The following is a 24,421-nucleotide window of genomic DNA, read 5'->3' on the forward strand; positions in this document are numbered from 1 at the left end:
GAGCAACGCGTTATCCGAGAAATTTAAATCAAGAGACAGATATGAAGAATAACTTGTTGTATTTTACATTGAGAGCAAAATAATCGAGGAGGTTGAGGCAGCTCTATGAAGAGAATCAATGTTGTTTACTCGTTGATTACCGATCAATCGAAAACAAAAATATTAATGGTGAAAAATAAAGACAATGATCGTTGGTCACTTCCAGGTGGTGCTGTAGAAGAAGATGAGTCTCTTGAAGCAGCTGCTATCAGGGAGGCAAATGAAGAAACGGGATTCGATATTAAAGTGTTTGGTATAGTAGCTGTCAATGAAGCCATATTGGAGAAGTACGAGGAACATGCGTTATTTATTACTTTTAGAGCGGAGATTATAGGTGGCAACCAGGAATTAGTTAGACCAGAAGAAATCTCAGATATTCAATGGATTGATATACATAAAGCAGATCAATTAATGCCCTATTATAAAGGGGGGTTAAGTGGAATTATTCGTAAAGATACGGAGATTACTTATTTCAATGAAGGCAGAGTATGGTTGTTAAGTTAGTAATAGCATAACTAATTTGCGCAAGAAGGTGACGAGAACTGATCAGAAAAGCGAATCGCGGCGACCTTGATTTTATGGTTCAAATTGATCTGGAAGATGAAGGAGTGACTTTATCTGTAGAACATCAATTGTCTGAAGAAGAGTTGAGATTACATCGAGAGAAGATCATGAGATTTGTAACAGAGGCAGACAGGGGAGCATTTATTTGTGAAGATGGAACTGGAGCAAGAATTGGATTATTAATGTACTCGATCGTCAATCGAGAGGGAGAGTACTTATGGCCGACCATTTTCCGCGAACTCGATAGGGGAATGCTTCAAGAAGACGGACGCTTTATTGAGATTTTTCAATTATGGGTCCATCCCGACCATCGAAGATCTGGGATAGCTACAAAGTTAAAATTACAACTCGAAGAAGAAGCAAGGATAGTACTTGTGAATTTAATTTATACCCACACAGAAGAACGTAATCTGCATGTCTTGAAGTTGAATGAAAGGCTTGGATATAGAGAAGTACGACGAGGTCCGATCTGGGATGAAGTAGTTCGAGTAAGTTTAATCAAACAGCTCTCTTGTTAATTTAGTTCAATGGGGGTAAGTTATGATTGTATTTGCTTATGTAGGAATATTTGCAATGCCGGTAATCGGGTACTTGTTTGTATTGTTCTTATTGAGAGCGATTCAAAGGATTGTTAAAAATAAGCGTTATACAGTAGAGCTATTCTGGAGCGGGTTGTTCTTTGCATTGATTGTTTGGACAATAGCTCTATTACTTATTTTTCCTGTGAATTGAATTTGGAAGGAAGATGTTAAGCTGAGCAGCTTTAGTGAGCTGCTAGGTATAAGTCTGATATAAAAGAAGGATGAGGCACTTGGAAATCCGGCAAATGTCAACGGCATTTCTTATTAATGAAGATAAGGTTCTGCTGATGAAGAAAGAGACAAGTAAGGTATCGGATGAACCTTTTTGGACGGGATTAGGTGGACATCTTGAGCCTTATGAATTGAATTCACCAATGAAGGCCTGTTATCGAGAAATCCTTGAGGAATCGGGGATCGCGGAATCAGACATCGAAGATCTGAAGCTAAGATATATCCTGCTCAGAATTAAAAATGATGAGATCAGACAACAGTTTGTTTATTTTGGGAGAACGACAAAGACCGATTTTGTGAATTCAGACGAGGGTGAATTGCATTGGCAACGGATGAGTGAGTTGAAGGGAATACGTTTCTCAAGGATTGTCGCGTTCATGTTGGAGGATTATCAAAGTCATCCGAATAGAGATGAAGTAATGGTGGGCACTATCACGATGGATGCAGAGATGACTCCGACAATGCAGTGGTCGGAGCTGAGAGATCCGTTGGTTTTTTGAACATCACTTTCAATTAAGGAAGGATCTATTTTATGATCACAATCTCTTGTACGAAAAAGCTATTTGAACTAAGCTCTTTTGTTGAAGAAACGAATATATCAACAAATGATGAACTATTCAGTTGGCATGCTAACGTGTTTCGTATGGCAAGAAGGAACAACCTCATTCTTATGAATAATAAGACTAGATATTGCTTTATTTTGTTTGGAATCAAGAAGGAACACTTTAGGGACTTTAATGAACTTTTTGTTAGCTCGCTAATCGATAATCTTGCTTATGAGGGCATTCCAGATTCCAATATAAAGAATTACATAGAGAATGCAAGTTCAATTCGGTTCACAAAGACGTATGATCGAAGTGTTCTTGGTTCAATGACGGATATGGTCAAAATGACAGATTTTTTAATTGAAGAATATTTACCAATAACAGAAATGAATATACTGGAACTAAATAAGATAAATAATCACACTCCAATAGTAAAACTGAATAACTTCCCAGATATCATGATGAAAAGTGCCCTGGGAATTTGAATAACGGGGTTCAGCATGTGGAGTATAAGAGATGCTCATTTAGACAAACAGAGAAGAGAGGAAAGCATTTTTCCACTGATATGCGTTGGTGTCAAGCAATCTGTGACAAGCAGGAGCATAGTAAAGAAAGTAGGAATCTCTATGGAAACAACGACATCGATATATTTTGTCAGACATGCAGAATCTGCTTATGAGATTGGGAAAGAACGATCACGGGGATTAACGAATACCGGTGAAGAAGATGCTCGTAAGGTTAGTGTAATTTTACATAATGAAGAAATTGATTACTATGTATCAAGTCCATATGAACGTGCAATACAAACCATTAAGGATGCTGCTGGAACGAATGAAATTCTATTGATGGAAGACCTGAGGGAGAGAGAAATTGGAAAAATACCTGAGAATAAGTTCAAAGAATCGAAGTTGAAGGTATATCGCGATTTCGATTATTCTTTCCCTGATGGAGAGTCCTCTTCAGAAGCCCAGCAAAGGGCGGTAATGATATTATTAGGCTTACTCGAAACCTACGAGGGTAAGAAAATAGTCATTGGAACTCACGGGGATATTATGACGTTAATGATGAACTATTTTGATGAATGCTATCAATTCGAGTTCTGGGAATCGACGACGATGCCGGATATTTATAAGCTGGACTTCAATAAGACTAGTTTAATGAAAGTGACACGAAAGTGGGCGTAAGATTTTGAAAGGGCTGTGATGAAGTTTAACGGCAAGCAGCTGCCCAAATGAACCGTTTGGAAGAAATTTTTAGAAAGCCGGTGTTGTATGAGTAATCCATTAGAAAGAGCAAAAGAACTGTTTACTACCTATGACGGGAATACGTTCCGGATGTATCGAGAAGGTGTACTGGAAGAGTATAAGGGTTACGACATTTCGGAGGAAATAGAGATGGGTTGGTTCAATGAAATGGTCGACCAATATACCCGTGAGCTGTCAATTAGAGACTGGGCTGCGGTAGATCGACTAGATTTAATCGCAGCTAATTATCAGGATGAGCGGATTATTAGGAATGTGATGACCTTCGCTTCGAGAAATGTATTGAGCTCAGATAGCATCGTTAAGCTGATGTACGCGGAGAAGATGATTGAGATCATTATGAAGTTTAAAACCATAAGTGCTGACCTCAAGCTTGAAGCATATAAGATTATTTATACAATCCTTGAGGATGTTATCAATAGGCCTTTAGAGATCGATACGGGACATGAACTGGAGAATTACAGCTTGAAGGATAAAAGATCGTTAAACGAACGTGCGAAGAGAAGCATCGAGCGGATCAAGAGTGATCTTGGTTAAAATACGTAATCGTCACTTCAGCACTCGTGCGCTGATGCATGCGATGGACCATTTTACAAACAGAAAAGGGATGGCTGCTCGTGAATACGGTGACGTTCGAAGAAATCACGATCGATGACATTCAAGAAGTAAGAGAGATTTATAACTATTACGTGATGAACTCCACCATCTCATTCCATACTGAAGAGTTGAACATGGATCAAATGAGAGAGTCTGTGCTAAATAAGAATCCCAAATTTAAGTCCTGTCTTATAAAAGAGTATCAAGAAATGGTCGGTTATGTTCTTCTCGCTCCATATAAGAATAAGCAGGCGTATGATGTCAGTGCGGAAGTGACGATTTATTTGAAGCCTGACTATTTGGGCCAGGGTATCGGCAGCAAAGCTATTGCATTTATTGAGGGCACGGCGAGGGAGCAAGGCTTCCATACACTGATCGCAACCATTTGTATGGAGAATGCTCGCAGCATCAAGCTATTCGAGAAGAATGGATATGAGCAATGTGCGTTGTTTAAGGAAGTAGGATATAAATTCGGTAGAAGATTGGATATTGGCAGCTTTCAGAAGATTTTGTGATGAATGAAAGTGGAAATACTTTAGATTGGAGGGACTACCATTAATCAAAGAAATCTGGTTGGTTTGATGGCATCCATCTTTCTCGTATTCTATGGGATATGGAAGAAAAATAAGTTTTTCGAGCCCAAGGTTGGTCCCGTAGGAAATGGTCTAAGCGATGAGCTTGTGAAGACGGTATGGATTTTGTTTGGTATCTCTATGGTATTGGGTATTGGTGGGATTATCTATTTTACTTACGCTATGTTTAAGAAGAAGTGAGTTAGCGAGCGGAGAGGAAAATGAATCAAGAAATCGAGCATATAGCTGTGTAAGGAGGAAGAATGCTATGCAGGCCAAAGTTGTTGGACAAACCAAATCTACCGGATTCCAAGTAGGTGTTAGAAGAACCTTCAACATCGCGGTAGAGGATGCTTGGGATCTCATTACTTCGACTCAAGGGATCGAGCTATGGCTAGGACATGCGGCCGTGATTTTTGAAAAAGGTCATCAATACCAGAGCAGCGAAGGCATAACCGGCGAGATAAGAACGGTGAATGTTCATGAGAATATCCGACTCACTTGGAAGCGGGAAAGTTGGGCAAAGCCCTCAACCGTACAGGTCAGAACCATTGCGAAAGGTAAAGACCAGACTACAATTAGTTTCCATCAGGAGAACTTAGGCAGCTTGGAAGTGCGGGAAGAGATGAAAGTGTATTGGGAAGAGGTGTTGAATAAATTAAAAGCAATGACTACATAATGCATCGTTGTGCTAAGAGGCTGACGCTTGTGCAGTTTTATAGTACTGGAGGTGAACTTATTAATGGTGAAGGTATTCAATTATACTTGTTACCTACTAATGTTAACGTTCCTGATGTATCTGAATAATAGATATGCATTCCATTATAGAGATGCTGTAACCCATTCTATTACCCCCAACTGAATATGATATCTTTATTAATCATAATTATGAATTGTTATCTGCTTCGCTAGGACTCGTTCTATCATTATTATTTTCTTTTATGGTTAATCTATATTTTCAGGTTAGAAGCAGATATTTTATGTACCTATTCATTGGGGCTGCATGTTTTATTCTTACGATGTCAACACACACGCCGCACGATGAATTTGATTTTATGAGGGCCAATACATTTATTATCGCTTTCTTGTTAGGTACAGTTGTCTTTGACTTAATAAAATATAGAAAAAGGGAAAAGAGGCAGCATTGATTTCTTCCACTAACAAGCTTAAAGCCTGCAACTTAGATGCAGGCTTTTTATTTTTACATCAAAAGTACACCTCTTGTAAAGGTATTGTTTCTTGTAGGTTTATATTGGTTATTAAAGGGTGTTGTGGTAATTAATATTCGGTTTTCTACTTCTGTTTATTTCAATTTACATAAGGAGAATCATTATGGGATATATTGAAGAGCTTAGAGAAGTTGTTGGCAATCGAGCATTGATACTCGTTCGACCAAGTGTCGCAATCATTAATAAGTTAGGACAAATTTTGTTGGTACAGTATCGAGATGGCTCTTGGGGAATTCCAGGTGGACTTATGGAGCTAGGGGAATCGACAGAAGATTGCATCCGGAGAGAAGTTAAAGAAGAGATAAACTTAGGCCTTGGAAATCTACAGTTGTTCGGCGTTTTTTCTGGACAAGAGCTATTCACCAAACTACGGAATGGCCACGAATATTACAATGTAGTCATTGCGTACATCTGTCTAGAATATGAATGTGAGCTTCAGCCGGATGGAATCGAAGTGTTGGATGCTCAATTTTATAGTTTGAATGACGTACCAGAGACAACAGAACCTTTTATTAGAACGAAGCTAGCGGAGTTAGGGCCAAAGTTGAAGCAATTACTACAAGGAGATTAATGAAGCTATGCGTCGAAAGGTTATCTACCTGTCTATTTTGCTAATCATATTCTCAACGGTTATCATCAAATATTCACCATTAGGGTTAAGCCTGAGGGTCGAGCTAGCATGGCATCTAATGTCTACCAGATATCAAGATGAGACGAGTCTATTAGTCGGCAAAGTAAAAAGAGATCAGCTTATTAAAGAGTTTCATGACAAGTATGCCATTGAGTAGAGAGGATCGGAGGAACTTATGAAACCAATCAAGCGGTCGCGGCTTAGACTGATGGCAGGATCTCATTATTTTAAACTCAAAAGACGCCTGGTCTGGCTATTCGGTAATGCCAAGTATGCTGTTCGACTCGAGAAGGAAGAGCTTCCGATTACAACCTCTAAGCATCACACCCCTTTGCTTCGCAAGCTTAAGGAAGTAGATATGTGGCTGCAATATAATAAGATTACGAACTTGAAGATTGCGATCCAGCAACTGGATAAGATCACGATTTATCCCGGTGAAACCTTCTCGTACTGGAAGCTAATCGGCAATCCGACGAAACGGAAAGGTTATGTGGAGGGCATGGTACTATTTTACGGAGGATTCAAGCCGGGTGTTGGTGGCGGGCTCTGCCAATTATCCAATCTTATTTACTGGATTACGCTGCACACGCCGCTTGTTGTTACGGAAAGGCATCGGCATAGTTATGACGTATTCCCCGACGCCAATCGTACGCAGCCGTTCGGCAGCGGAGCTACTTGCTCCTACAATTACCTTGACCTGCAGATCTATAATCCGACCGATGAGCCGTATCAGCTTGTCCTTTGTATGGATGACGCGTACCTGTATGGTGAATGGAGAACGACAAGGCCCCCTTTGCATACGTATGAGGTGTATGAAAAAGAGCATCGAATATCCCAAGAATATTGGGGAGGATACGTGCGGAGCAATGCAATCTATAGAAAAATGTACAATCTAGACGGGACATTACTTGCGGATGAATTGATTACGAAAAATCATGCGCTTATGATGTATCAGCCTTTCTTAGAGGCGGAAGATATGAGGAGAGTATATGAACATTAGACTCGCGACAGATGATGACATCGAAAAACTAATTCAAATGCGGTTGGACTTCACACTGGAATACAACTCGAAGCTCGAAATAACGGACAAGGTTTATGCCGATTATCATAGTGAAATTAAGGGCTTCTTAAAGAAAGCAATCAACTCCCAGCAATGGTTTATTTGGGTAGCTGAGGATGAAAATATAGTCGTATCTCATATCTACCTCGAGTTGATTAATAAGGTGCCACGACCGGGCAAAAAGACGAACCCCTTCGTTTATATGACGAATGTTTATACGCTGCCATCCTTCAGAGGGCAAGGCATTGGATCGACACTTCTGACTCAAATCAAGGAATGGGCCGCTGAGAACGAATATGAATTCATCATGGTCTGGCCAAGTGAGAACAGCGTTGAGTTTTATCAAAGAAACGATTACATTCACTGCAAAGAGCCGATGGAGCTAATGCTAGAGTAATTACGATGAGGGGTAATCTGAGGCTGATTCATAAGGGGGGGCGAGAGTTGATGACCCTGTTGTTCTGGCCATGTAGCGGGAACGCCATTTTTCATTATATGGGGGCTAGTATTCCCGTTGTTCTACTCAGGAGCAGCTAAGCTTATAAGAAGGAATAAAGGTTTACTTGCTCTGGTGTTATGTATACCGGTATATGCTGTAATTGGATGGCTAGGTTATGCAGCTGGACATTAGTACCTAATAACCCCTATGTAATAACGGTTTTTGAGCGTTGAGAAAAATCCATACAATTTCGGTTCAAGGAGGACTAAATGCTCTTATCTGAACTCAGTGTCGAAGACTTGGATCATACAATGATCAATAGAATCATTTTTGAAAATCTAAATGACGATGGGTTGATCGGCGATGTCGTCCTTGTGTTTGGCAGCATCACGGCTCCCGTATATCGAGTTCCGAAGGCTGTTGAACTATTGCACAGTAATAGAGCGAGCAAGATCATTATGTCCGGTGGACAGTCGGACCCGCCAGAGGCGATGGCCATGCAGGATGCTGCCCTTCGATTGGGGGCGCAGCAATCTGATATTATTCTTGAGACCCGATCCAACAATACGTTTGAAAATGCGCTGTTTACAAAGTCTCTTCTGGATGAGATTTATGGTCTGAAGGCCATTAGAAGAATTCTGTTAGTCACCAATTATTTTCATTTGAGAAGATGCTTGTTAACGATGAAAACCTATATGCCAGAATGGATCGAGTATAGCTTATGTGGTGTATTGGATAACAATACGAGACCGGAAAATTGGTGGACGAATGAGAAGGGTAGAACCCGTGTCATGAATGAGGTCGAGCGGCTTATTAAATATACGAGATCGAAGAGCATTGTGGATTGGAAGATCTAAATCTTTTGGCTTTGTTAAACTTTGTTGTTGATATTTGATAATTGCGAACAAACGTTCTATAATAAGGGTAACATCACTGTTCGGAGATGATTGACCCATGGATTTAAAGGAAATGAAAAAGCTTGCTGATATGCTAGATCTACTTTTTACAGTCCCGAATAAAAGGAGTCGACGTTCCAGTTCGGGCGATTGATGAAATTCAAGAGCAGAAGCATAAAGATGGACTTGTTTGCCCGCATTGCAAAAATCATTCTGTCGTGCGATTTGGAAAGTACGCTGTAAAAACACGTACTGGAGAGGTTAAACGTCAACGTTACCGTTGTAAGTCCTGTCGTCAAACGTTCAATGGCCTTACAAACACCCCTCTCCAACGAACTCGAAGACCTCATATTTGGGTTCGTTTTATTGAATGCATGATTGAGGGCTTTTCACTAAGAAAATGTGCAGAGCAGTTAAACGATGAAGTCACGCATGTCACCTTGTTTTACTGGCGACATAAGATTCTCTCTGCTCTAAAACAGATTCCAACCGAAGCATTTCAAGATATTGTTGAGATGGATGAGACTTACTTTCTGTACTCAGAAAAGGCAGGCGTGTATCATATCCAAAACGTAAACAGCTATTTGCAACACTATCTGGCATGGTTCCGTTATTTGGACAGCAAGGAATATGAGAATACCGCATCGAATAAGAAAAATATGTTAGTCAAATCGTGCCTGTTTTCTGTGACCGACACGAATACCAAACTTCGGCTTTCTGCTTATCCTTGTTAAGCTGACGGGCAGATTAATTACAATAATTAGGAGGAGATATTGAGTCTATGTTGAATTGAAAATTAAACTCAACTCAACTCAACTTGTAAGGGAGACGAATGGGCGATGATTAACACACCAACATTGGCTGAATTTTCTGAACGCATGATTGTCGGAATGGGCAAGATTGGGGAACAAACTAATCCTGGAGATGTCTGGCCAGCTTTGTTTAACAGAATAAACGAGATTAATAACAGGTTGAATTAAATCGAAACCATTGGATTAATTAAAAGAAACGAACATGGCTATCTAGCAGGGGTTGAAACTTCAATACATAGTGAAGTACCTGAAGGGATGTATTCCTACAAAATTCCAGCAGGCAAGTATGCAATGGTTACGCACAAAGGACCTCTGGGCAAAATTAATGAAACTTTTGAAGGACTCATTAGCTGGCTCGGAACAAACAATTACGAACAGTTCGATGTTGTTTGTTTTGAGGTTTACGACCACAGATATAAAGGTGAGGACAATGAAAGTGAGTTTGATATGTTTATACAAATAAAATCAGTTGGTTAACAATATCATTAAGCTTTCGGGGAACGATAGCTCAATGAACCGCCTTTTCAACTAAGGCGGTTTTCTTATGGTCAAATATCAACATTAGAATTTAACATAGCCAATCTTTTACAAGAGAAATATCAAGGGTGCGTCGCTTGAGAAAATACATACGAATCACTGTTGTCTGTCTCGGTATTTTGTTGATCAAGGAACTCATTGAAGTATAGAATCAGAGGTTGAAAATAAGAGTAGGTGAACCTGTTGCAAGATCTTAACAAGTTAATTATGGAGCTTTCATGGAATAATTCCGATGAGATGAGAGAACGTGCGATTGAACAACTGCTCTTTATTAAAGATCGAGATATGCATCTCTTGCTTCAACCAAATGGTAAGGACTTATGGGATGGAGCTGCCGAGGTCATTACAAGATTTGGCTACCCAAGAATCAAAATCATTATTCCTATGATGTTAGAATGGCTGCAAGATATGAATTGGCCTGGCTCTGAACGGATCGCCCAAGTATTAAACAGCATTGGAAATCCTCTAGTTCCCTATGTTCAAGCTGTTATGAAGGATCATCCTAGTGTACCTTGCGATGAATTTAACCGAGGTGTGAAGGAGTTAATATATTATCCAGAGAAGTTTCGTAAGCATTTGGAAGAAAATAAAGTCGCATCACAGTACTGCAATCACAAATCGTCTTTGCAAAACTACCTGATGGAGATCGAGGAGCTTCGTGAGGAATTATCCGATTTTACCTCATGAGAACGTGAAGAACCTCATGCAAGGGTAGTTAGAGATGGAGAGGAATACTAGTAACCAATCCTGAAGGATATTCGTATGAACGTTCAACAGTTCCAATCGTACCTGGATGTATTATTTGGAGGTTTCGGGTAAAGAGGTTAATAGATTTGTAACAGAACATATAAGGGAGATCGAATTCAATGACCATCACATTAGGCGCCAAAATGGGAGAAGGCGGCTGTTCAGAAGTGTATGAGCTACCGAATAACCAAGTGATTAAACTGGCCAAGGAGAATACCCTTTATGATTCGGCTAGGGGAGAGTATCTCAACAACTGTATTGCCTGGGAAAACGGTCTGCCTGTACCACAACCGTTCGATTTTATAGATGTAGACGGAAGACCGGGAATCGTCACAGAACGAATCGTAGGTGAAACGATTACGAAGCGATTGATCAATCAAATCGTAAACGCTGCTGGCGTCGAAAATGTTAAACTTGATGATTTTCGGCAGACAGCTCGGCTAATGTATCAACTACATAACATTACGCTTAACGACATCGAGTTGGCTAATCAGAGAGAGGTTATGAAGGGCTGTATCGACAGCGCCAATTATTTGAGCAACGAAGAGAAGGAGGCCGTCCTGCTCCTCACTGACAGCCTGCCACTTAAGCAATGTATGTGCCATGGCGACCCGAATCCGAACAATATTATTGTTCAAAATGATGGGAAAGCCGTTCTGATCGACTGGATGAACGCTACGCTTGGCAACCCCGAAGCAGATCTGGCCGAATTTATTGTCATGATTCGGTATGCGGTATTATCGTCAGACTTTCCAGAAATCATGAGGATGTCATTCGATCAAATCAAGGAAGACATCATCAACACATTCATGGATGAATACACGAGGTTATCTGGACTTACCTATGAAGAAGTCGTACCATGGCTCATACCAATTGCAGCTAGGAAGCTGTCTGCTGATGGGATCTCGGAAAGCGAGAAGAACATTCTTATTGAACAAATTCGGAGAGCGATCGGAACGAGCCGATAAATGATTCAGAAATACAACTATTGTTGGAGATGAACCTATGCGACTATTTGTAGTTAGGCATGGCCAGACGGTTTGGAATAGCGAGAATCGAGTATGCGGGATTACGGATAGCCCGTTAACGAACAAGGGAATTACACAAGCAAAGGAATTATCGCAATCCATCAAGGACAGGCCTATCGATGTTATCCTATCTTCCCCATTAAGCCGGGCATTGCAAACAGCTGAAATTATCGCATGTTCAATCGAGAAGGAAATCATTATCGACGATAGATTAACCGAACAGAACTATGGATGTTACGAAGGCGTCGATCGTGACAACGTTGATTTTAAAGAGGCAAAAAAGCATTTCCCATTCCGACTTGCTGGCGGAGAGTCACTCCTGCAGTTGGGACAGAGAGTCTATAATCTGCTGGATGAAATCAAAAAGACATACAGTAACCAGAACGTGTTAGTCGTCACACATGGTGGCGTCAGCAGGGTCATAAATGCGTATTTCACAGATCAAAACAATGAAGATTTCTATCGATTTCATATCGAGAATTGTGCCATCAAGGAATATAATTACTGAATAAGGTATCTTCCAATTTCATAAAGCTGAGGTGAACTTATGTTTTATACCCTACTAGTCCTCATCGTTTGTCTCGATCAGGGTGCTAAGCTGTGGATTCGAAGCCGTATGGAGTTAGGAGAATCGATCCCGGTGTGGGATGGGTTTCGATTGACGTATTTCGAGAACTCTGGTGCAATGGGGAGCAGCTTTGAAGGATACGGCACTTATTTTGTCATTCCGGCTATTCTGATCACGATAGGGGCTGTTTACCTTTACCATAAGGGTTCGTTGAATAGTATGGTATTGAAATGTGGTGCAGCGATCTTCGTCGGTGGTGCTGTTGGGAATGCGATCGACCGGATCGTGCTAGGTAAGGTGACGGACTTCTTGGATTTTGGGCGAGGGATATCGAATCTAGCAGATCATGCGATAAGCCTAGGGATGCTGCTCATTCTTATTCATACCCTAATTATTGGCCCTGTGAGACAGAGAAGGCTTTCTGCAAAAAGCGCACCAGTCAGCGAATGAATGAGAAGGGGATAACCCATCCGAGCCAATCGTTCAGCCGAGTGTTTGTTAGCCGCACTCGGCTTCTTTATAGGTAGGATAACATTCGTTTGGCAGATCGTGAAGGAGTGATCCATACGCCATTTACTTTCGCACATCCGTTGTATGCCATTCCGTTGAAAGCTGTGAAACCGCGTTATTTGAGCGTGTCTGGTCTGATCTTGGGCAGCATGTCTCCGGATTTCGAGTATTTCCTTGCACTTGAACCGCGCCAGACGATCGGGCATACCTTTAAAGGGCTCCTTCTTGAAACGATTCCGTTGTGTGTAATCCTATTGATACTTACTCACCTTATGATCAAGTCATTTACCTCTCACCTTCCATCGATTGCTCAACTCGATGTGAGAGCTTACCAACGAATCCGATTGGTCGATCTACGGAGCTTGAGGAGCTGGATTGTTTTCATCGTATCGGTGATCATCGGTTTCTACAGTCACTTGTTTGTGGATGCATTCACGCATGAGTCAGGTTATTTCGTACTTCGGCATTCTTCCCTTCAACATGAATACTTCTCTTTACCTTTGTACAAGCTGCTCCAATACCTACTATCTCTTATTGGAATGGCAGCAGAGTTCATTCTGCTAGCATGGATGCTCTTCAGGACGCCTGTCTATTCGGATCCAAACAAAGTTAGGAACATCCATTGGCTGGGTAAAATCAAGTTTTGGTGCATAGTGACTATCATCACGATAGGAATTGTTACTGCTAAGCTGGCTTTGACGACAAGCACGAATACAATTGGCATTCTTGTCGTCGCCCCGATTTCGGGTGTACTAGCGGGTATCGCAATCGCAAGCTTGATCTGTCGGGATGAGATTAAGATTCGTAAATAGAGATTTTACTATTTAGAACTGAGGTGTATCGAATAATGAACGCTAAGAAAGCAGCAGCAGATAAAGCAGTTGAACTGATTCAGGATGGAATGACGGTTGGACTGGGTACGGGCTCCACAGCCTATTGGGCGATTCATCGCATCGCAGAGCGGATGAAGGAAGAGGGACTCCAGCTTCAAGCGGTATCCAGCTCGAAGAACTCGGAACAACTCGCCAATCAACTTGGCATACCGATTATTCCGTTCTCTGCAGTGGAAACAATCGACATCACGATTGATGGTGCGGATGAGGTGGATGGTGAGTCTAGTCTGATCAAGGGCGGCGGAGGCGCACTGCTCAGGGAGAAAATTATCGCATCGAACAGTAAGGAGTTCGTGGTTATTGTGGATGAGTCCAAGCTTGTGGAGACGTTAGGCAAGTTTCCGCTGCCGATCGAGATCGTTCCATTCGCAGCAGAGCTTACGATTAGACGGTTAGAGCAGCTGGGCTGCAGACCTGTCGTGCGTATGGCTGATGAATCGACGTTCATAACGGACAATGGGAACTGGATCGTCGATTGTCATTTTGATGAAATCAAGCGTCCAGGGGAATTAGGTGAGCGGATCAAAACAATCCCTGGCGTCGTCGAGCATGGCCTGTTCGTTCAGATGGCGAGCACGATTGTCGTTGGACATCTGGATGGAACGACAACCGTTCGATAAGCAAGTCCATTCGACGCTTAAGCGACCATAGGAGGCTGGATGATGGAAGTCGTGTACCAAGACTATCTTATTAGCGATGACAAGTCGAAGATTGACGTGGAGGCTGTCGTTGCCTTTTTGTCACAGAGCTATTGGGCGAATACAAGGCCTCCCGAACGGACGATTCGAGCGATTGAGAACTCGTATTGTGTCGGTGTCTTCTACGGCGAGCAGCAGGTTGGGTTTGCGCGCGTTGTTACGGACTGGGCAACATTTTTCTATTTATGTGATGTCTTTGTAGATGAGAAGCATCGAGGCAATGGCATCGGTAAGAAGCTAGTTGAGGCGGTCATGAGCGAAGCAGTGCTGGAGGGACTGACAGGGCTTCTAGGTACGAAGGATGCGCATGGGCTGTATGAGAGATACGGGTTTATTCGAGACAGTGAGCGGTTTATGAGACGACCTCCGCAATGGATGGCAAAGTCGAATTTGTAGTTGAACATTCAATTGGATGATTTCAAGGTCGTGGTAGAGCAAGTGATAGGAAGAAGCGGATAGCCTACTATTTTGATACAAAGGACCAATCTTATGACCTACAAACTATACCATTACTTTGATCGAGAGTTAGGACCGTTCAGGAACTTGTCCAAGCTCACGAGTGAGGAATCGGAGGAAGTGTCCAACCAAATCCGGTTGAGTGGAACGACCTTCGCGAGTCGGCGATCAGAAGATTATATGCGTGTTAGAAGAGAGCTGGAAGCTATGGCGCGCGAGCGATTCATAGCTAAGGGCGGGAAGCCTCGCAATTCATTCCCCCATTATATGACGCTTGGGCCTTGTGACTGGCTGAAATCATGGTATGTGAATCCAGATGTGATTGAGATTCCTTGGGACAACTTCATGGACGATTCGGTAAGTTTTACATACGGCGATCTGTTCCCGACAATGCGTTACCATGATGATAAACCGTACAGGAAGCAAGTATACACGAAGTTAGAAATCATGGAGCTTATTGCGAAATACGGCTTCCCTCAGGACTGGAACAAAGACGGGGATAAAGGACCGGAGCGATATATTGAAGTGCAGGTGTGGGATGAGAATGAGCTTGGGCGGTATATGAAGTAATGAGTGTATTGCGACCAAAATAAAGATTTAAACGGCAGGAGGTAAGCTGGTGGACAGAATCGCAATTATCTCGGATATCCACGGGAATTTGCCGGCTTTGCAGGCCGTGTTAGAGGATATTAATGCGCGTCAAATTAGCAATATATATTGCCTTGGCGATCTGATCGGCAAAGGACCGAGCTCGGATATTGTAGTAGATTTGGTGCAGCGGACATGCGATAAGGTGATTAGAGGCAATTGGGATGATTTTGTATCCAAGCCGAGTGAGTTTGAAGCCGTAAAGTGGCATCAATCGAAGCTGGGACCGGAGAGAATGATGTACTTAAGTCAACTGCCATTTGGAATCGAGTTCTATATGAGCGGGCGGCTAATCCGACTGTTCCATGCTTCTCCCCGCAGCGAGTATGAGCGAATTCAACCATGGGAATCAGAGGAACGGAGGATATCTCTATTCGATGGCTCTGAGCATTTTGAGCGAGAAGGCCAAGCGGATGCAGCAGGATACGGTGACGTACATAATGCATATGTGCAAAATTTCTCCGGTAAGACATTGTTCAACACGGGCAGTGTAGGCAACCCCTTGGAAATCCCTCAAGCTTCTTACGCCGTGCTAGAAGGTCGCTTAAACAGCTCGGAGCTTACTTCGTTTGGTATTCAACTGGTTAGAGTGCCTTACGATATTGAACTTGCAATTAAGCAGGCAACAAATGAGAGCATGCCCGACCTTGAGGCATATGTGTTGGAATTAAGAACGGCGCAGTATCGGGGAAAAAAAGGTTAGCTGATCAGCAAACGATAATAACAGAGGTGCATGATGTTAGATCCTTTCACAAAGAAACGACTAGAAAAGATATTGAGCTTGTATATTGATCAGAAGATTCCGTTCCATATTCGGAACGAGATTAGAATGAGCTACAAAATTAGAGGTAACAACGTAACGTTAATCGAGGAGCGTCCCGCTTTTAGGAGCAAGGAGTGGGTGGAATTAGACATTGCGCAGTTCCGACTGGATGATGGCAAATGGAAGGTCTATTGGAAAGATAGCAGAAACAAATGGCATTTTGTCGAGGACATCATACCGGACGAAAGCTTTGAGACGCAGCTTCAAATTGTTGATGCGGACGATAGAGGAATGTTCTGGGGATAGGCTTTCAGCAGTTCTTCTTCAATAGCTTGGGGAAGGGACTTGGTCTTATGAGAACAAAGATAAAGATTACGATTAACGGATTGATATTTATATGCCTCTTATATAAGTTTTTTTATTTTGAGTCGGATTTGAATTCGCTGTTATTCTGGGCGCTAGTCATCTTGCAGATTGGCGTACTTATATTCGTTGTCGTGAGGAAATATTGGGGTTCCATCATCAAACTTAATCTCATTCCGGTGCTGCTTCTCGCCATGGGGTACCTTGTACATGCTCATCATGATCGCCAGTTCGAGAAGTCGTGGCAGATGCATGGGTCGGATGAGAAGAAGACGAATGTGAAAATTGCGGCTATAACAGATTTTAAATGGGACAAGATGTACACATTCGGAGCCTACACAGGCGAAGAGGATATCAATCGAAGGATTGGACAGAACTGGGCTAAGTTTCCGTTTAGAGGAGCACCTCTTACGGAAGGTCAATCGCTGGTTCTCTTTATGTATAAGGGCAAGGTAAGTCATGACTTGTATATGGAAGGAAACTGGGATGACTGCCTTTCTGGCTGCGGCCCAGATGTGGAGCTATCGTTGTAGGCTTGTCGAAAGGATATAGCGCCGGATGGATATTGTGATCAAAACTACAAGACAATCGAGATTGGAACGGGTAATTCAAGTATTCATCAGCTGAAGCTATATCAGAGGTGCGGGTTTAGGATCGTTGGTGTCGATGTGGATTATTTCGTCCGAAACTATGAGGAAGAGATCTATGAGGATGGCATCCAATGCCGGGATATGATCCGACTTCGCATGGAACTGTAAGCAGGCTGCTCTAAGAGAGTGGCCTTTTTTAGTTAGCCCAATTATTAAATAGACATAATGGTAGATTATAGTAGAATAAAAGCTACTATGTAAACAATTGGGTAAATATATCGGGGGTAAACAAAATGAAACCAATCGTATTTAGCATTAGCGGGCCATCTGGAGCGGGCAAGAGCAGTTTAATGGAGAAGACGGTGGAAATGCTCGAGGATGCTGTGAGCTTTTATTTTGATGCTTATCAGTCTACGCTTCATTACCCAGACCAATTGTTCGAAAGGCTGCAAGCCGGGGAATTCGTCGATCCTAGTGAAATTAAGAATGACAGCTTCATTAGAGATTTGCGCGAATTAATTAACGGTTCCACGATTGTTGACCCTTGGGGCAGAACGATACACCCCGCGCAAACGATTGTGGTCGAGGAGCCATTTGGCCGATTGCGGGAAGGCATGTCCGAACTTATTGATGGGAGTGTGAGTATCGATATCCCGCTTGAAATCTCGTTAAGTCGGAGGATCATCCGCAACCTGACCTACGATTACATCAACGATTCCGAAGAAGTGCGCTTAGCCAAAGTCCTTCAGTACGTAGAGGGTTACAATCAGTACGAAGGAAAGGTTATGAGACACCTGCAACAGATGGTCAATGCGCGTGCGGACGTGCTATTGGATGGATTAAAACCGGCAGATGAGCTGGTTGAAGAATTGGTCTCATACATCAAGCAAAGCAGGTGATAACAGTGGAACAGCTTACGATTAGACAAGCATCAGCGGAAGAAGCGTCAAGTGTATTAGAGCTATGGCAGATGTCTGCAAGGTGGCTGGATGCGAAGGGGATTAATCAGTGGAGACCGGAACGAGAAGTCAGTCTGATCCACGAATGGGATGAGATTTAGAATATAGCATAGCGGTTAATTAAAAATATAACTTCCAATAATATCCTGTATTATGGGATGAGTTCAGCTGATAAGGAGCCAATATGAGCATACGAGCGATCTTCTTCGATTTGTTCGAAACGTTGATCACTGAATTCGCGGACGGCAAGAGAATCTCTAATCGTCAATATGATTACATGCGGCTGTTAGGCTTATCCCATGCGGATTTCAAGCTTGAATGGCATAAGCATCATGACGCGCGGATGCGTGGTGAATTCGCTACATTCCCTGAAGTCATTCAAGCAATGGTTACTTCACGGAGCTTGTTGGTGGATGAGAAGAATATCGACTCACTTTATCAAGACAGAGTCCAGGAGAAGCAAATGCCATTCAAGCAGATCCATTCGGAAGTGTTAGAGATGCTGAGAGATTTAAAGAACAATTCGTTCAGAATCGGCCTCATTAGCAATTGTACGGAAGAAGAAGTAAGAGGCTGGCGGGATTCTGCGCTTGGCGAATACTTTGATGATGTTATTTTCTCCTATCAGGTCGGGATGTGTAAGCCAGATAAGGACATTTATACCTTGGCATGTAACCGACTAAGTGTAGGGCCTGATGAGTGTATATTCGTTGGTGATGGGGGATCTGATGAATTACCGGGAGCTGCGGCAGCAGGACTTCATGTTGTCCATGCGGTCTGGTTTCATTCATCGATCAAGAGCGATTTCATGAAGATCGACAGCCCAAGCAAACTTATAGCTGCAATTGAGCAAATGCAGCAGTTGGCAGAACGTGATACGGATTCAACCACTCCAGCTTGAAGGAAGGGAATACATGTTTACTTTTGACAAGTTGGAAGGCAAGCGAATTGAATTACTCCCATTGCAGACGGAGCATTTGAGCCCTCTGTTCCAAGCAGCCCGTGATCCTCAAATTTGGGAGCTGTATCCCACGGCTATTCGCAGTGAAGAGGACATGCAAGCCTTTATTGCCAAAGCAATTGAAGCCCGCGAACGTAAGGAGCAATTTCCTTTCGCAGTATTCGATAAGCAGTTGGGCAAGGTTGTTGGCTCCACACGGTTTCTGCGCATTTCGGAGGAGAACAACAATTTGAATATTAGATCGACTTGGTATGCTCCAGAGGTTTGGCGAACGAGGGTGAATACAGAAGCGAAGTATTTGATGCTGCGGCATGCTTTCGAGACGTTGGCAGTCAATCGAGTGGAGATCATCACAACACCAGATAATTTGCGCTCGCAGCGAGCGATCGAGAGATTGGGCGCTGTCCGAGAAGGTATTTTTCGTAAAAAATATAACAATCGGGATTATATCATCTATAGCGTTATTGATTCGGATTGGCACAATGACTTGAAGAATCGTCTTGAAGGTTTTCTAACCGATATTAACTAAAAGGAGCGAATCGCTATGAGTCATCCACAACATTACGTATCCGCAGCTGCCATCGTGCTTAATGAATACAATGAGATTTTGCTCATTCGCGGACCTATGCGAGGCTGGGAGATGCCGGGTGGACTCGTAGAGGAAGGAGAGTCGCTCATCCAGGCGGCGATCCGAGAGACGAAGGAAGAATCGGCGTAGATATTGAGATCGTCAAGTATTGCGGTGTGTTCCAAAATGTCGGGCGATCGATCTGTAATATGCTATTTCTCGCCAAGCCGATTGGTGGTGAGCCGATGCCAACTTCGGAGAGCCTGGAATCGGGATATTTTCCAATTGAAGAAGCGCTGGAAATGGTAACATGGATGACCTTCCGGGAACGGATTGAATACTGCTTGAAGCCGGAGCTGCAGCCGTTTCTGGTGGAGTTCCATGAGGATAAACACTCGATCTGATCGCCCAGGATCAACCATTGAATTAATGCAATATGGCCACGGCCCAACTTAAGATACAGCAATCTAGGTTGGGTGTTTTGGCATACCAATTTTAGGAATGTGAAGTGCAGGAGGAGATCGGCGGATGCGTTACGAGGCTATAACGAGCGGATGCTCGGAGGAAATTGCAGCAATTAGAGGAGATACCATTGTTTCGAGGGGGCGGGTACATAAAGTACGGCAATTGTCGGGGTATCTGGCTCGAAAGGATGAGCACGTGCAAGGCTTGATTCTGTATGACATCTGCAACAATGAGTGTGAGATCGTGGCATTGAACAGCTACAGCGAGAATGTAGGTATCGGAACGGAATTAATAGAATTGGTGAAAAATAAAGCGATTACCGAGCACCTCAGCAGATTGTGGCTCATCACCACGAACGATAATATCAAAGCCATCCGTTTTTATCAGAAGAGAGGCTTCGATATGAAGGCCATCCATTTGAATGCAGTGGATGAGGCTAGGCTGCATAAGCCCACGATTCCTTTGTACAATGCAGAAGGTATTCCGATTAAGCACGAGATCGAATTCGAAATCAAACTCGCAGTGGACTAGGTAGGGGCAGCCAATATGTTCAAGTATCAAATTGATGAATCACTACACCTTTCTCTATTGGAAACGAGAGATGCGGAAGCGTTGTACAGATTAATAGACCGTAACAGAGCGTACATCGGAGAGTGGTTGAAGTTTCCTAGCATGACACTCCATGCGGATGATTCAAGAGCTTTCATTGAGCGGACACGTCTACGTTTTGCGAAGGATGACGGCTATTGGCTTGGAATTTGGGATAACAATCAATTAGTAGGCTCTATTGGTTACTTATATATCAATCAAGATGATCGTAAGACGGAGATTGGCTATTGGTTGGGGCAGGAGTTTGAGGGAAGAGGCATCATTACAAGATCGATTCGAGCACTCATAAACTACGCTTTCAGTGAACTTCATCTGAACAAAATCGAAATCGGAGCAGCTTCGAGCAATACGAGAAGTCGTGCGATCGCTGAACGTCTTGGCTTCCAGTGTGAAGGTGAGTTAAGAGATTACGAGTTTATCAATGGACGTTATCTTAATCGTGTGATCTATGGACTGAAGTCCAGCGAGTGGCGTTCGGAAAAATTAATCGCTGCTGGGCTCGATCAGCATGGCTATAAAGAAGAAACCTAGGGGGAACTAACTCATTGATTCGTATAAAAGATGTCGATAAGCATAACTGGGAAGCGTGTATCCAATTGAAAGTGTCGGATGAACAGCAGGGGAACATTGCCTCTAATCTTTACTCGATCGCAGAGGCACAGTTTATTCCTGGATTTGTAACGAAGGCTACCTATTCGGACGATATTATAGTTGGCTTCGCGATGTATGGGCTGGACAGCGATGATTCTAATTATTGGATATATCGGTTTATGATCGACGAGCAGTATCAAGGTCAAGGATACGGTACGCAGGGCATGCAGCTCATTATAGATGACATTGCGGGAAAAGGAGATCGGACAGATGTTATTCATGTTGGCTATAAGCCAAACAATGAGTCTGCTCAGAATCTGTATGCAAGGGTCGGGTTTATTGAGGCGGGAATCGCACCATGGGGCGAAATGATAGCAACCTACCGGTTTAAATAACAGTTAGCAGACACGACCACGATGGACTATAACGCTAGAAAGAGGGAGATATCTTTGCCTTGGCCGATGGTGCATTTTGCAATATCCGATTGCATCTATAAGGGTTCACCAACCCGACAGCTTCTAATTGGCAGCATCGCTCCAGACTCCATCCATGCTAGAGGAAGCCATGTCACTCGCGAACAGAAAGGCTTCACGCACCTTGTTCATCAAGGAATCATGCCAACGAAGGAAATGATCTGGGACAAGTTCCTATCCTATTGGCCGCTATATGAAGAGCCGGAATGGAAAGATTTTGTTCTGGGTTATTTCTCACATATCTATACCGATCTCAGGTGGACCGAAACGTTATATACCGATTTCGAGCAGGCATATACAGGCGGACCAAGCGAGATGCGGGGGATCTATAATGAGGAAGTCAGTCAGGTGGAATTCGATCTCATTCGGTCGACGAGAGGTATGGAGTGTTGGACGGAGCTGCTGCGCCAGACAGATGGGTACACGATAGACCCGTTCGTGACCCAACAAGAAGTGAGTCAGTATCGGAATGAGAAGGTGGAATGGCTGCGGGATACGAGGAACGAGCCGCATATTACGCCGATTTATTTTACAACAGATCGGGTGGAGCGGTTTATCCAGCAGACGGCGCAGGAGATTCAAGAGCTGTTGAAGGAATGGTTACCCGTTAGTGATAAGAGGTAGAGGAGAGACGAACGTGAACGATTTTCCCAAGCTAGCAACGAATCGATTAGTACTCCGCCAGCTGCGCAATGAGGACGCGGGGGATGTGTTTCACTATTTTGCCCAAGATGAAGTGACGCAATATTATGATCTGGCAAGCTTCACGGAGCAGAGGCAAGCGGAAGAGTTAATTGAACAGTGGAATGACCGATTCAGGCGCTCGGAAGGGATCAGATGGGGTATTACGCTCATGGGTGAGGATCGGATCATCGGGACTTGTGGCTTCCACAGCTGGTCGAAGGAGCATAATAAATCAGAGATTGGTTATGAACTAGCTCCTGAGTACTGGCGGCAAGGGCTGATGTCGGAGGCGCTCGCGGCGGTTATTGCTTATGGGTTCGAGGAATTGAAGTTAAATCGGATTGAGGCACTCATTGATCCGGATAATATTAGCTCAAGAAAGCTGCTTGTGAAGTCTGGATTACGAGAAGAGGGCCTATTACGGGACTATTACTTTGAGAAAGGTCAGTACGTAGACGCGGTCATGTTCTCTATTTTACATAAGGAGTATACAACAGGGGGCTAACGAAACGATGGGTACAAAATTCGGCAACTTGCATGTGAAGACAGACAACGTTTGAGGGGAAATATATGAAAGTTGATTTGAATGAATGCAAAGGATTTAATTGAAAAATATGAAATAAATTGTTAGAATTTTCCCTGAGTATCTCATTCATTGTCGCACACAGGTTTGACCTCAAGAAAGATCGATAGAGTAGGCATAACAATTCTATGACTATGAGGCGGAGGCGTTAGGTGTGGAAAGTCGGATTGTTGAACGAAAGGGTATGCTGCTAGCAGGGCTTGCGGCCAATGTGACGCTGGGAGATGTGGAATCGGGTCTTACCATTCAACTGTCGGAACAGTTTAATACGAGACGATCCGAGATCAACAACGAGATCAATACGCGAGAAGTGTTCGGCCTGTCAACCGACCCTGAGAATTATAATCCTGAAACAGACAAGTTCGAGTTTTTCATTGGGGTTGAAGTAGCGGCAGCAGAAGAGCTGCCGGATGGCATGGTTTATCGGGAAGTACAACCAAGTGAATATGTTGTATTCTCGTTCGAAGGCGCAGCCGACAACGCTGGTCCTGTTCATCATTATTTGTACTCCACATGGCTCAATAACAGCGACTACCAGCTGGCAAGTTCTTATAATATCGAGGTTTATGATGAACGGAATAAAGGCCCGCATGCGGCGGACTCGATAACGGATATTTATTTTCCAATCGTGAAGAAGTAATGAAGTAACCCGAATAGAAGAATGTTCAACGCACCGCCTCGGACCGTGAAAGGTCTCAGGTGGTGCTTTTTTGCGCTGCAAGAAAATAGTGCCAACCATAATTAGATGGGATACAATACCAATAACGAAGTTTGATTGATTCTGTTGGTGCCGAAAGGATCATTGACATGAGAGATAAAATCTTATTCATCATGACACATATCGTCGGTTCAACCATATACAAGATTGGTAGAGCAGGAGACATGGTGTGGCTCTCCATTGGTGAGCCAACGACAACAAAAGGAATACTCGGTAGGAAAACCGTGTACAAATATGCGATCCATCTACAATGCCCATGGGTACTAACCTATGAGGGCAATGTTTGGATGGAAGAGGCTGATAGGCTGGATATGAATGGACAGTCCAGATTTGATTATTTAGTTGATGGTGTGCCGCTGCCGCTGCGCATCGTTGCAGTGGATGCCGATGAATACGGTGGATTTTATATGAAGCTAGACAACAAATGGATGCTGCAAGCGTACATACCGCAGGATAACCCGGAGAAAGAGCTGTGGAGATTCATTGAATTCATGGGCAGCGAAGAAGAAAGCAAACACTTCGTCATATCCGGTTCTAGAATTGAAGAGTAG

Annotated in this window: 36 protein-coding genes and 3 pseudogenes; all 39 read left to right on the forward strand. The window is 43.2% G+C overall.

Features of this window, described 5'->3' with window-relative positions; all coding sequences use genetic code 11:
- Positions 1–105: 105 nt before the first annotated feature.
- A complete protein-coding gene (locus DFQ01_RS25050) occupies positions 106–543 on the forward strand; it encodes an NUDIX hydrolase (RefSeq protein WP_110046693.1) in 438 nt (145 codons plus the stop codon).
- 74 nt (positions 544–617) lie between these two features.
- Positions 618–1,121 (forward strand): GNAT family N-acetyltransferase, encoded by a 504-nt coding sequence (locus tag DFQ01_RS25055; RefSeq protein WP_110046694.1) that lies wholly within the window; start codon positions 618–620, stop codon positions 1,119–1,121.
- A 293-nt stretch (positions 1,122–1,414) separates the two neighbouring features.
- A complete protein-coding gene (locus tag DFQ01_RS25065; RefSeq protein WP_174812613.1) occupies positions 1,415–1,915 on the forward strand; it encodes an NUDIX domain-containing protein in 501 nt (166 codons plus the stop codon).
- Positions 1,916–1,947: 32 nt separating this feature from the next.
- Entirely contained in the window at positions 1,948–2,445 is a 498-nt protein-coding gene (locus DFQ01_RS25070) for a DUF6933 domain-containing protein (RefSeq protein ID WP_110046697.1), read from the forward strand.
- A 141-nt stretch (positions 2,446–2,586) separates the two neighbouring features.
- Positions 2,587–3,144, forward strand: coding sequence for a histidine phosphatase family protein (locus DFQ01_RS25075; protein WP_110046769.1), 558 nt, complete (start codon positions 2,587–2,589; stop codon positions 3,142–3,144).
- An 87-nt stretch (positions 3,145–3,231) separates the two neighbouring features.
- Positions 3,232–3,759, forward strand: coding sequence for a hypothetical protein (locus DFQ01_RS25080; protein WP_110046698.1), 528 nt, complete (start codon positions 3,232–3,234; stop codon positions 3,757–3,759).
- Positions 3,760–3,839: 80 nt separating this feature from the next.
- Positions 3,840–4,334 carry a GNAT family N-acetyltransferase gene (locus tag DFQ01_RS25085; RefSeq protein WP_110046699.1) on the forward strand — a complete coding sequence of 165 codons (495 nt, stop codon included), beginning with the start codon at positions 3,840–3,842 and terminating at the stop codon, positions 4,332–4,334.
- A gap of 325 nt (positions 4,335–4,659) precedes the next feature.
- A complete protein-coding gene (locus DFQ01_RS25095; protein WP_110046701.1) occupies positions 4,660–5,070 on the forward strand; it encodes an SRPBCC family protein in 411 nt (136 codons plus the stop codon).
- Positions 5,071–5,723: 653 nt separating this feature from the next.
- On the forward strand, positions 5,724–6,191 hold the full coding sequence (locus DFQ01_RS25100; RefSeq protein ID WP_110046702.1) for an NUDIX hydrolase: 468 nt from the start codon (positions 5,724–5,726) through the stop codon (positions 6,189–6,191).
- A 235-nt stretch (positions 6,192–6,426) separates the two neighbouring features.
- Positions 6,427–7,251, forward strand: a complete 825-nt coding sequence (locus DFQ01_RS25110) for a VanW family protein (protein ID WP_110046704.1) — start codon at positions 6,427–6,429, stop codon at positions 7,249–7,251.
- Positions 7,241–7,708, forward strand: coding sequence for a GNAT family N-acetyltransferase (locus DFQ01_RS25115; RefSeq protein WP_110046705.1), 468 nt, complete (start codon positions 7,241–7,243; stop codon positions 7,706–7,708). Before DFQ01_RS25110 ends, DFQ01_RS25115 begins: the two co-directional genes overlap by 11 nt.
- Before the next feature lie 311 nt (positions 7,709–8,019).
- Positions 8,020–8,607: a YdcF family protein gene (locus tag DFQ01_RS25120; protein WP_110046706.1), complete on the forward strand. Its 588-nt coding sequence runs from the start codon at positions 8,020–8,022 to the stop codon at positions 8,605–8,607.
- A 188-nt stretch (positions 8,608–8,795) separates the two neighbouring features.
- A pseudogene (locus tag DFQ01_RS31765) lies at positions 8,796–9,194 on the forward strand (transposase); the annotation flags it as partial.
- A 291-nt stretch (positions 9,195–9,485) separates the two neighbouring features.
- A complete protein-coding gene (locus DFQ01_RS31770; RefSeq protein ID WP_245946879.1) occupies positions 9,486–9,626 on the forward strand; it encodes a hypothetical protein in 141 nt (46 codons plus the stop codon).
- Positions 9,627–9,644: 18 nt separating this feature from the next.
- On the forward strand, positions 9,645–9,935 hold the full coding sequence (locus DFQ01_RS31775) for a GyrI-like domain-containing protein (RefSeq protein WP_281272042.1): 291 nt from the start codon (positions 9,645–9,647) through the stop codon (positions 9,933–9,935).
- Between the two features lie 243 nt (positions 9,936–10,178).
- A complete protein-coding gene (locus DFQ01_RS25135) occupies positions 10,179–10,682 on the forward strand; it encodes a DUF5071 domain-containing protein (RefSeq protein ID WP_110046707.1) in 504 nt (167 codons plus the stop codon).
- Positions 10,683–10,861: 179 nt separating this feature from the next.
- Positions 10,862–11,710: a phosphotransferase gene (locus DFQ01_RS25140; RefSeq protein ID WP_110046708.1), complete on the forward strand. Its 849-nt coding sequence runs from the start codon at positions 10,862–10,864 to the stop codon at positions 11,708–11,710.
- Positions 11,711–11,747: 37 nt separating this feature from the next.
- The gene (locus DFQ01_RS25145; RefSeq protein WP_110046709.1) at positions 11,748–12,278 is read left to right on the forward strand and encodes a histidine phosphatase family protein; all 531 of its coding nucleotides are present in this window, start codon (positions 11,748–11,750) and stop codon (positions 12,276–12,278) included.
- A 39-nt stretch (positions 12,279–12,317) separates the two neighbouring features.
- Positions 12,318–12,788, forward strand: coding sequence for a signal peptidase II (gene lspA, locus DFQ01_RS25150; protein WP_110046710.1), 471 nt, complete (start codon positions 12,318–12,320; stop codon positions 12,786–12,788).
- A gap of 89 nt (positions 12,789–12,877) precedes the next feature.
- Positions 12,878–13,660 carry a DUF4184 family protein gene (locus DFQ01_RS25155; protein ID WP_174812615.1) on the forward strand — a complete coding sequence of 261 codons (783 nt, stop codon included), beginning with the start codon at positions 12,878–12,880 and terminating at the stop codon, positions 13,658–13,660.
- Positions 13,661–13,695: 35 nt separating this feature from the next.
- Entirely contained in the window at positions 13,696–14,361 is a 666-nt protein-coding gene (gene rpiA / locus DFQ01_RS25160) for a ribose-5-phosphate isomerase RpiA (protein WP_110046712.1), read from the forward strand.
- A 39-nt stretch (positions 14,362–14,400) separates the two neighbouring features.
- On the forward strand, positions 14,401–14,835 hold the full coding sequence (locus DFQ01_RS25165) for a GNAT family N-acetyltransferase (protein WP_342770011.1): 435 nt from the start codon (positions 14,401–14,403) through the stop codon (positions 14,833–14,835).
- 93 nt (positions 14,836–14,928) lie between these two features.
- A complete protein-coding gene (locus DFQ01_RS25170) occupies positions 14,929–15,465 on the forward strand; it encodes a hypothetical protein (protein ID WP_110046714.1) in 537 nt (178 codons plus the stop codon).
- 49 nt (positions 15,466–15,514) lie between these two features.
- On the forward strand, positions 15,515–16,246 hold the full coding sequence (locus DFQ01_RS25175; protein ID WP_110046715.1) for a metallophosphoesterase family protein: 732 nt from the start codon (positions 15,515–15,517) through the stop codon (positions 16,244–16,246).
- A gap of 33 nt (positions 16,247–16,279) precedes the next feature.
- Positions 16,280–16,612, forward strand: coding sequence for a DUF3024 domain-containing protein (locus DFQ01_RS32300; protein ID WP_484297972.1), 333 nt, complete (start codon positions 16,280–16,282; stop codon positions 16,610–16,612).
- 47 nt (positions 16,613–16,659) lie between these two features.
- Positions 16,660–17,202: a hypothetical protein gene (locus DFQ01_RS25185; protein ID WP_110046717.1), complete on the forward strand. Its 543-nt coding sequence runs from the start codon at positions 16,660–16,662 to the stop codon at positions 17,200–17,202.
- Between the two features lie 39 nt (positions 17,203–17,241).
- Positions 17,242–17,427, forward strand: a pseudogene (locus DFQ01_RS31785) (GNAT family N-acetyltransferase); the annotation flags it as partial.
- A gap of 125 nt (positions 17,428–17,552) precedes the next feature.
- Positions 17,553–18,158, forward strand: a complete 606-nt coding sequence (locus DFQ01_RS25195; protein WP_110046718.1) for a nucleoside/nucleotide kinase family protein — start codon at positions 17,553–17,555, stop codon at positions 18,156–18,158.
- Positions 18,159–18,163: 5 nt separating this feature from the next.
- On the forward strand, positions 18,164–18,319 hold the full coding sequence (locus DFQ01_RS31250) for a hypothetical protein (protein ID WP_174812616.1): 156 nt from the start codon (positions 18,164–18,166) through the stop codon (positions 18,317–18,319).
- 83 nt (positions 18,320–18,402) lie between these two features.
- Positions 18,403–19,119, forward strand: coding sequence for an HAD family hydrolase (locus DFQ01_RS25200; RefSeq protein ID WP_110046719.1), 717 nt, complete (start codon positions 18,403–18,405; stop codon positions 19,117–19,119).
- A gap of 13 nt (positions 19,120–19,132) precedes the next feature.
- Complete coding sequence (locus DFQ01_RS25205) at positions 19,133–19,708, forward strand: GNAT family N-acetyltransferase (RefSeq protein ID WP_110046720.1); 576 nt, start codon at positions 19,133–19,135, stop codon at positions 19,706–19,708.
- A 15-nt stretch (positions 19,709–19,723) separates the two neighbouring features.
- Positions 19,724–20,151, forward strand: a pseudogene (locus DFQ01_RS25210) (NUDIX hydrolase).
- Between the two features lie 124 nt (positions 20,152–20,275).
- Complete coding sequence (locus tag DFQ01_RS25215) at positions 20,276–20,743, forward strand: GNAT family N-acetyltransferase (protein ID WP_110046721.1); 468 nt, start codon at positions 20,276–20,278, stop codon at positions 20,741–20,743.
- Between the two features lie 15 nt (positions 20,744–20,758).
- Positions 20,759–21,352 (forward strand): GNAT family N-acetyltransferase, encoded by a 594-nt coding sequence (locus DFQ01_RS25220; protein ID WP_110046722.1) that lies wholly within the window; start codon positions 20,759–20,761, stop codon positions 21,350–21,352.
- A 14-nt stretch (positions 21,353–21,366) separates the two neighbouring features.
- The gene (locus tag DFQ01_RS25225; protein ID WP_110046723.1) at positions 21,367–21,807 is read left to right on the forward strand and encodes a GNAT family N-acetyltransferase; all 441 of its coding nucleotides are present in this window, start codon (positions 21,367–21,369) and stop codon (positions 21,805–21,807) included.
- A gap of 54 nt (positions 21,808–21,861) precedes the next feature.
- A complete protein-coding gene (locus DFQ01_RS25230; protein WP_110046724.1) occupies positions 21,862–22,509 on the forward strand; it encodes a hypothetical protein in 648 nt (215 codons plus the stop codon).
- A 13-nt stretch (positions 22,510–22,522) separates the two neighbouring features.
- Positions 22,523–23,074 (forward strand): GNAT family N-acetyltransferase, encoded by a 552-nt coding sequence (locus DFQ01_RS25235; RefSeq protein WP_110046725.1) that lies wholly within the window; start codon positions 22,523–22,525, stop codon positions 23,072–23,074.
- A 232-nt stretch (positions 23,075–23,306) separates the two neighbouring features.
- Positions 23,307–23,792: a GyrI-like domain-containing protein gene (locus tag DFQ01_RS25240; RefSeq protein WP_110046726.1), complete on the forward strand. Its 486-nt coding sequence runs from the start codon at positions 23,307–23,309 to the stop codon at positions 23,790–23,792.
- Between the two features lie 167 nt (positions 23,793–23,959).
- Positions 23,960–24,421: a hypothetical protein gene (locus tag DFQ01_RS25245; protein WP_110046727.1), complete on the forward strand. Its 462-nt coding sequence runs from the start codon at positions 23,960–23,962 to the stop codon at positions 24,419–24,421.

Origin of the sequence: Paenibacillus cellulosilyticus (genome assembly GCF_003182255.1) — a bacterium.
GTDB lineage: Bacteria > Bacillota > Bacilli > Paenibacillales > Paenibacillaceae > Paenibacillus_T > Paenibacillus_T cellulosilyticus.

Coding starts and splice junctions, on each gene's coding strand:
- DFQ01_RS25050 (WP_110046693.1), top strand. CDS start 106: ATGAAGAGAATCAATGTTGTTTACTCGTTGATTACCGATCAATCGAAA.
- DFQ01_RS25055 (WP_110046694.1), top strand. CDS start 618: ATGGTTCAAATTGATCTGGAAGATGAAGGAGTGACTTTATCTGTAGAA.
- DFQ01_RS25070 (WP_110046697.1), top strand. CDS start 1,948: ATGATCACAATCTCTTGTACGAAAAAGCTATTTGAACTAAGCTCTTTT.
- DFQ01_RS25075 (WP_110046769.1), top strand. CDS start 2,587: ATGGAAACAACGACATCGATATATTTTGTCAGACATGCAGAATCTGCT.
- DFQ01_RS25080 (WP_110046698.1), top strand. CDS start 3,232: ATGAGTAATCCATTAGAAAGAGCAAAAGAACTGTTTACTACCTATGAC.
- DFQ01_RS25095 (WP_110046701.1), top strand. CDS start 4,660: ATGCAGGCCAAAGTTGTTGGACAAACCAAATCTACCGGATTCCAAGTA.
- DFQ01_RS25100 (WP_110046702.1), top strand. CDS start 5,724: ATGGGATATATTGAAGAGCTTAGAGAAGTTGTTGGCAATCGAGCATTG.
- DFQ01_RS25110 (WP_110046704.1), top strand. CDS start 6,427: ATGAAACCAATCAAGCGGTCGCGGCTTAGACTGATGGCAGGATCTCAT.
- DFQ01_RS25115 (WP_110046705.1), top strand. CDS start 7,241: ATGAACATTAGACTCGCGACAGATGATGACATCGAAAAACTAATTCAA.
- DFQ01_RS25120 (WP_110046706.1), top strand. CDS start 8,020: ATGCTCTTATCTGAACTCAGTGTCGAAGACTTGGATCATACAATGATC.
- DFQ01_RS31770 (WP_245946879.1), top strand. CDS start 9,486: ATGATTAACACACCAACATTGGCTGAATTTTCTGAACGCATGATTGTC.
- DFQ01_RS25140 (WP_110046708.1), top strand. CDS start 10,862: ATGACCATCACATTAGGCGCCAAAATGGGAGAAGGCGGCTGTTCAGAA.
- DFQ01_RS25145 (WP_110046709.1), top strand. CDS start 11,748: ATGCGACTATTTGTAGTTAGGCATGGCCAGACGGTTTGGAATAGCGAG.
- lspA (WP_110046710.1), top strand. CDS start 12,318: ATGTTTTATACCCTACTAGTCCTCATCGTTTGTCTCGATCAGGGTGCT.
- rpiA (WP_110046712.1), top strand. CDS start 13,696: ATGAACGCTAAGAAAGCAGCAGCAGATAAAGCAGTTGAACTGATTCAG.
- DFQ01_RS25165 (WP_342770011.1), top strand. CDS start 14,401: ATGATGGAAGTCGTGTACCAAGACTATCTTATTAGCGATGACAAGTCG.
- DFQ01_RS25170 (WP_110046714.1), top strand. CDS start 14,929: ATGACCTACAAACTATACCATTACTTTGATCGAGAGTTAGGACCGTTC.
- DFQ01_RS32300 (WP_484297972.1), top strand. CDS start 16,280: ATGTTAGATCCTTTCACAAAGAAACGACTAGAAAAGATATTGAGCTTG.
- DFQ01_RS25185 (WP_110046717.1), top strand. CDS start 16,660: ATGAGAACAAAGATAAAGATTACGATTAACGGATTGATATTTATATGC.
- DFQ01_RS25195 (WP_110046718.1), top strand. CDS start 17,553: ATGAAACCAATCGTATTTAGCATTAGCGGGCCATCTGGAGCGGGCAAG.
- DFQ01_RS25200 (WP_110046719.1), top strand. CDS start 18,403: ATGAGCATACGAGCGATCTTCTTCGATTTGTTCGAAACGTTGATCACT.
- DFQ01_RS25205 (WP_110046720.1), top strand. CDS start 19,133: ATGTTTACTTTTGACAAGTTGGAAGGCAAGCGAATTGAATTACTCCCA.
- DFQ01_RS25215 (WP_110046721.1), top strand. CDS start 20,276: ATGCGTTACGAGGCTATAACGAGCGGATGCTCGGAGGAAATTGCAGCA.
- DFQ01_RS25220 (WP_110046722.1), top strand. CDS start 20,759: ATGTTCAAGTATCAAATTGATGAATCACTACACCTTTCTCTATTGGAA.
- DFQ01_RS25245 (WP_110046727.1), top strand. CDS start 23,960: ATGAGAGATAAAATCTTATTCATCATGACACATATCGTCGGTTCAACC.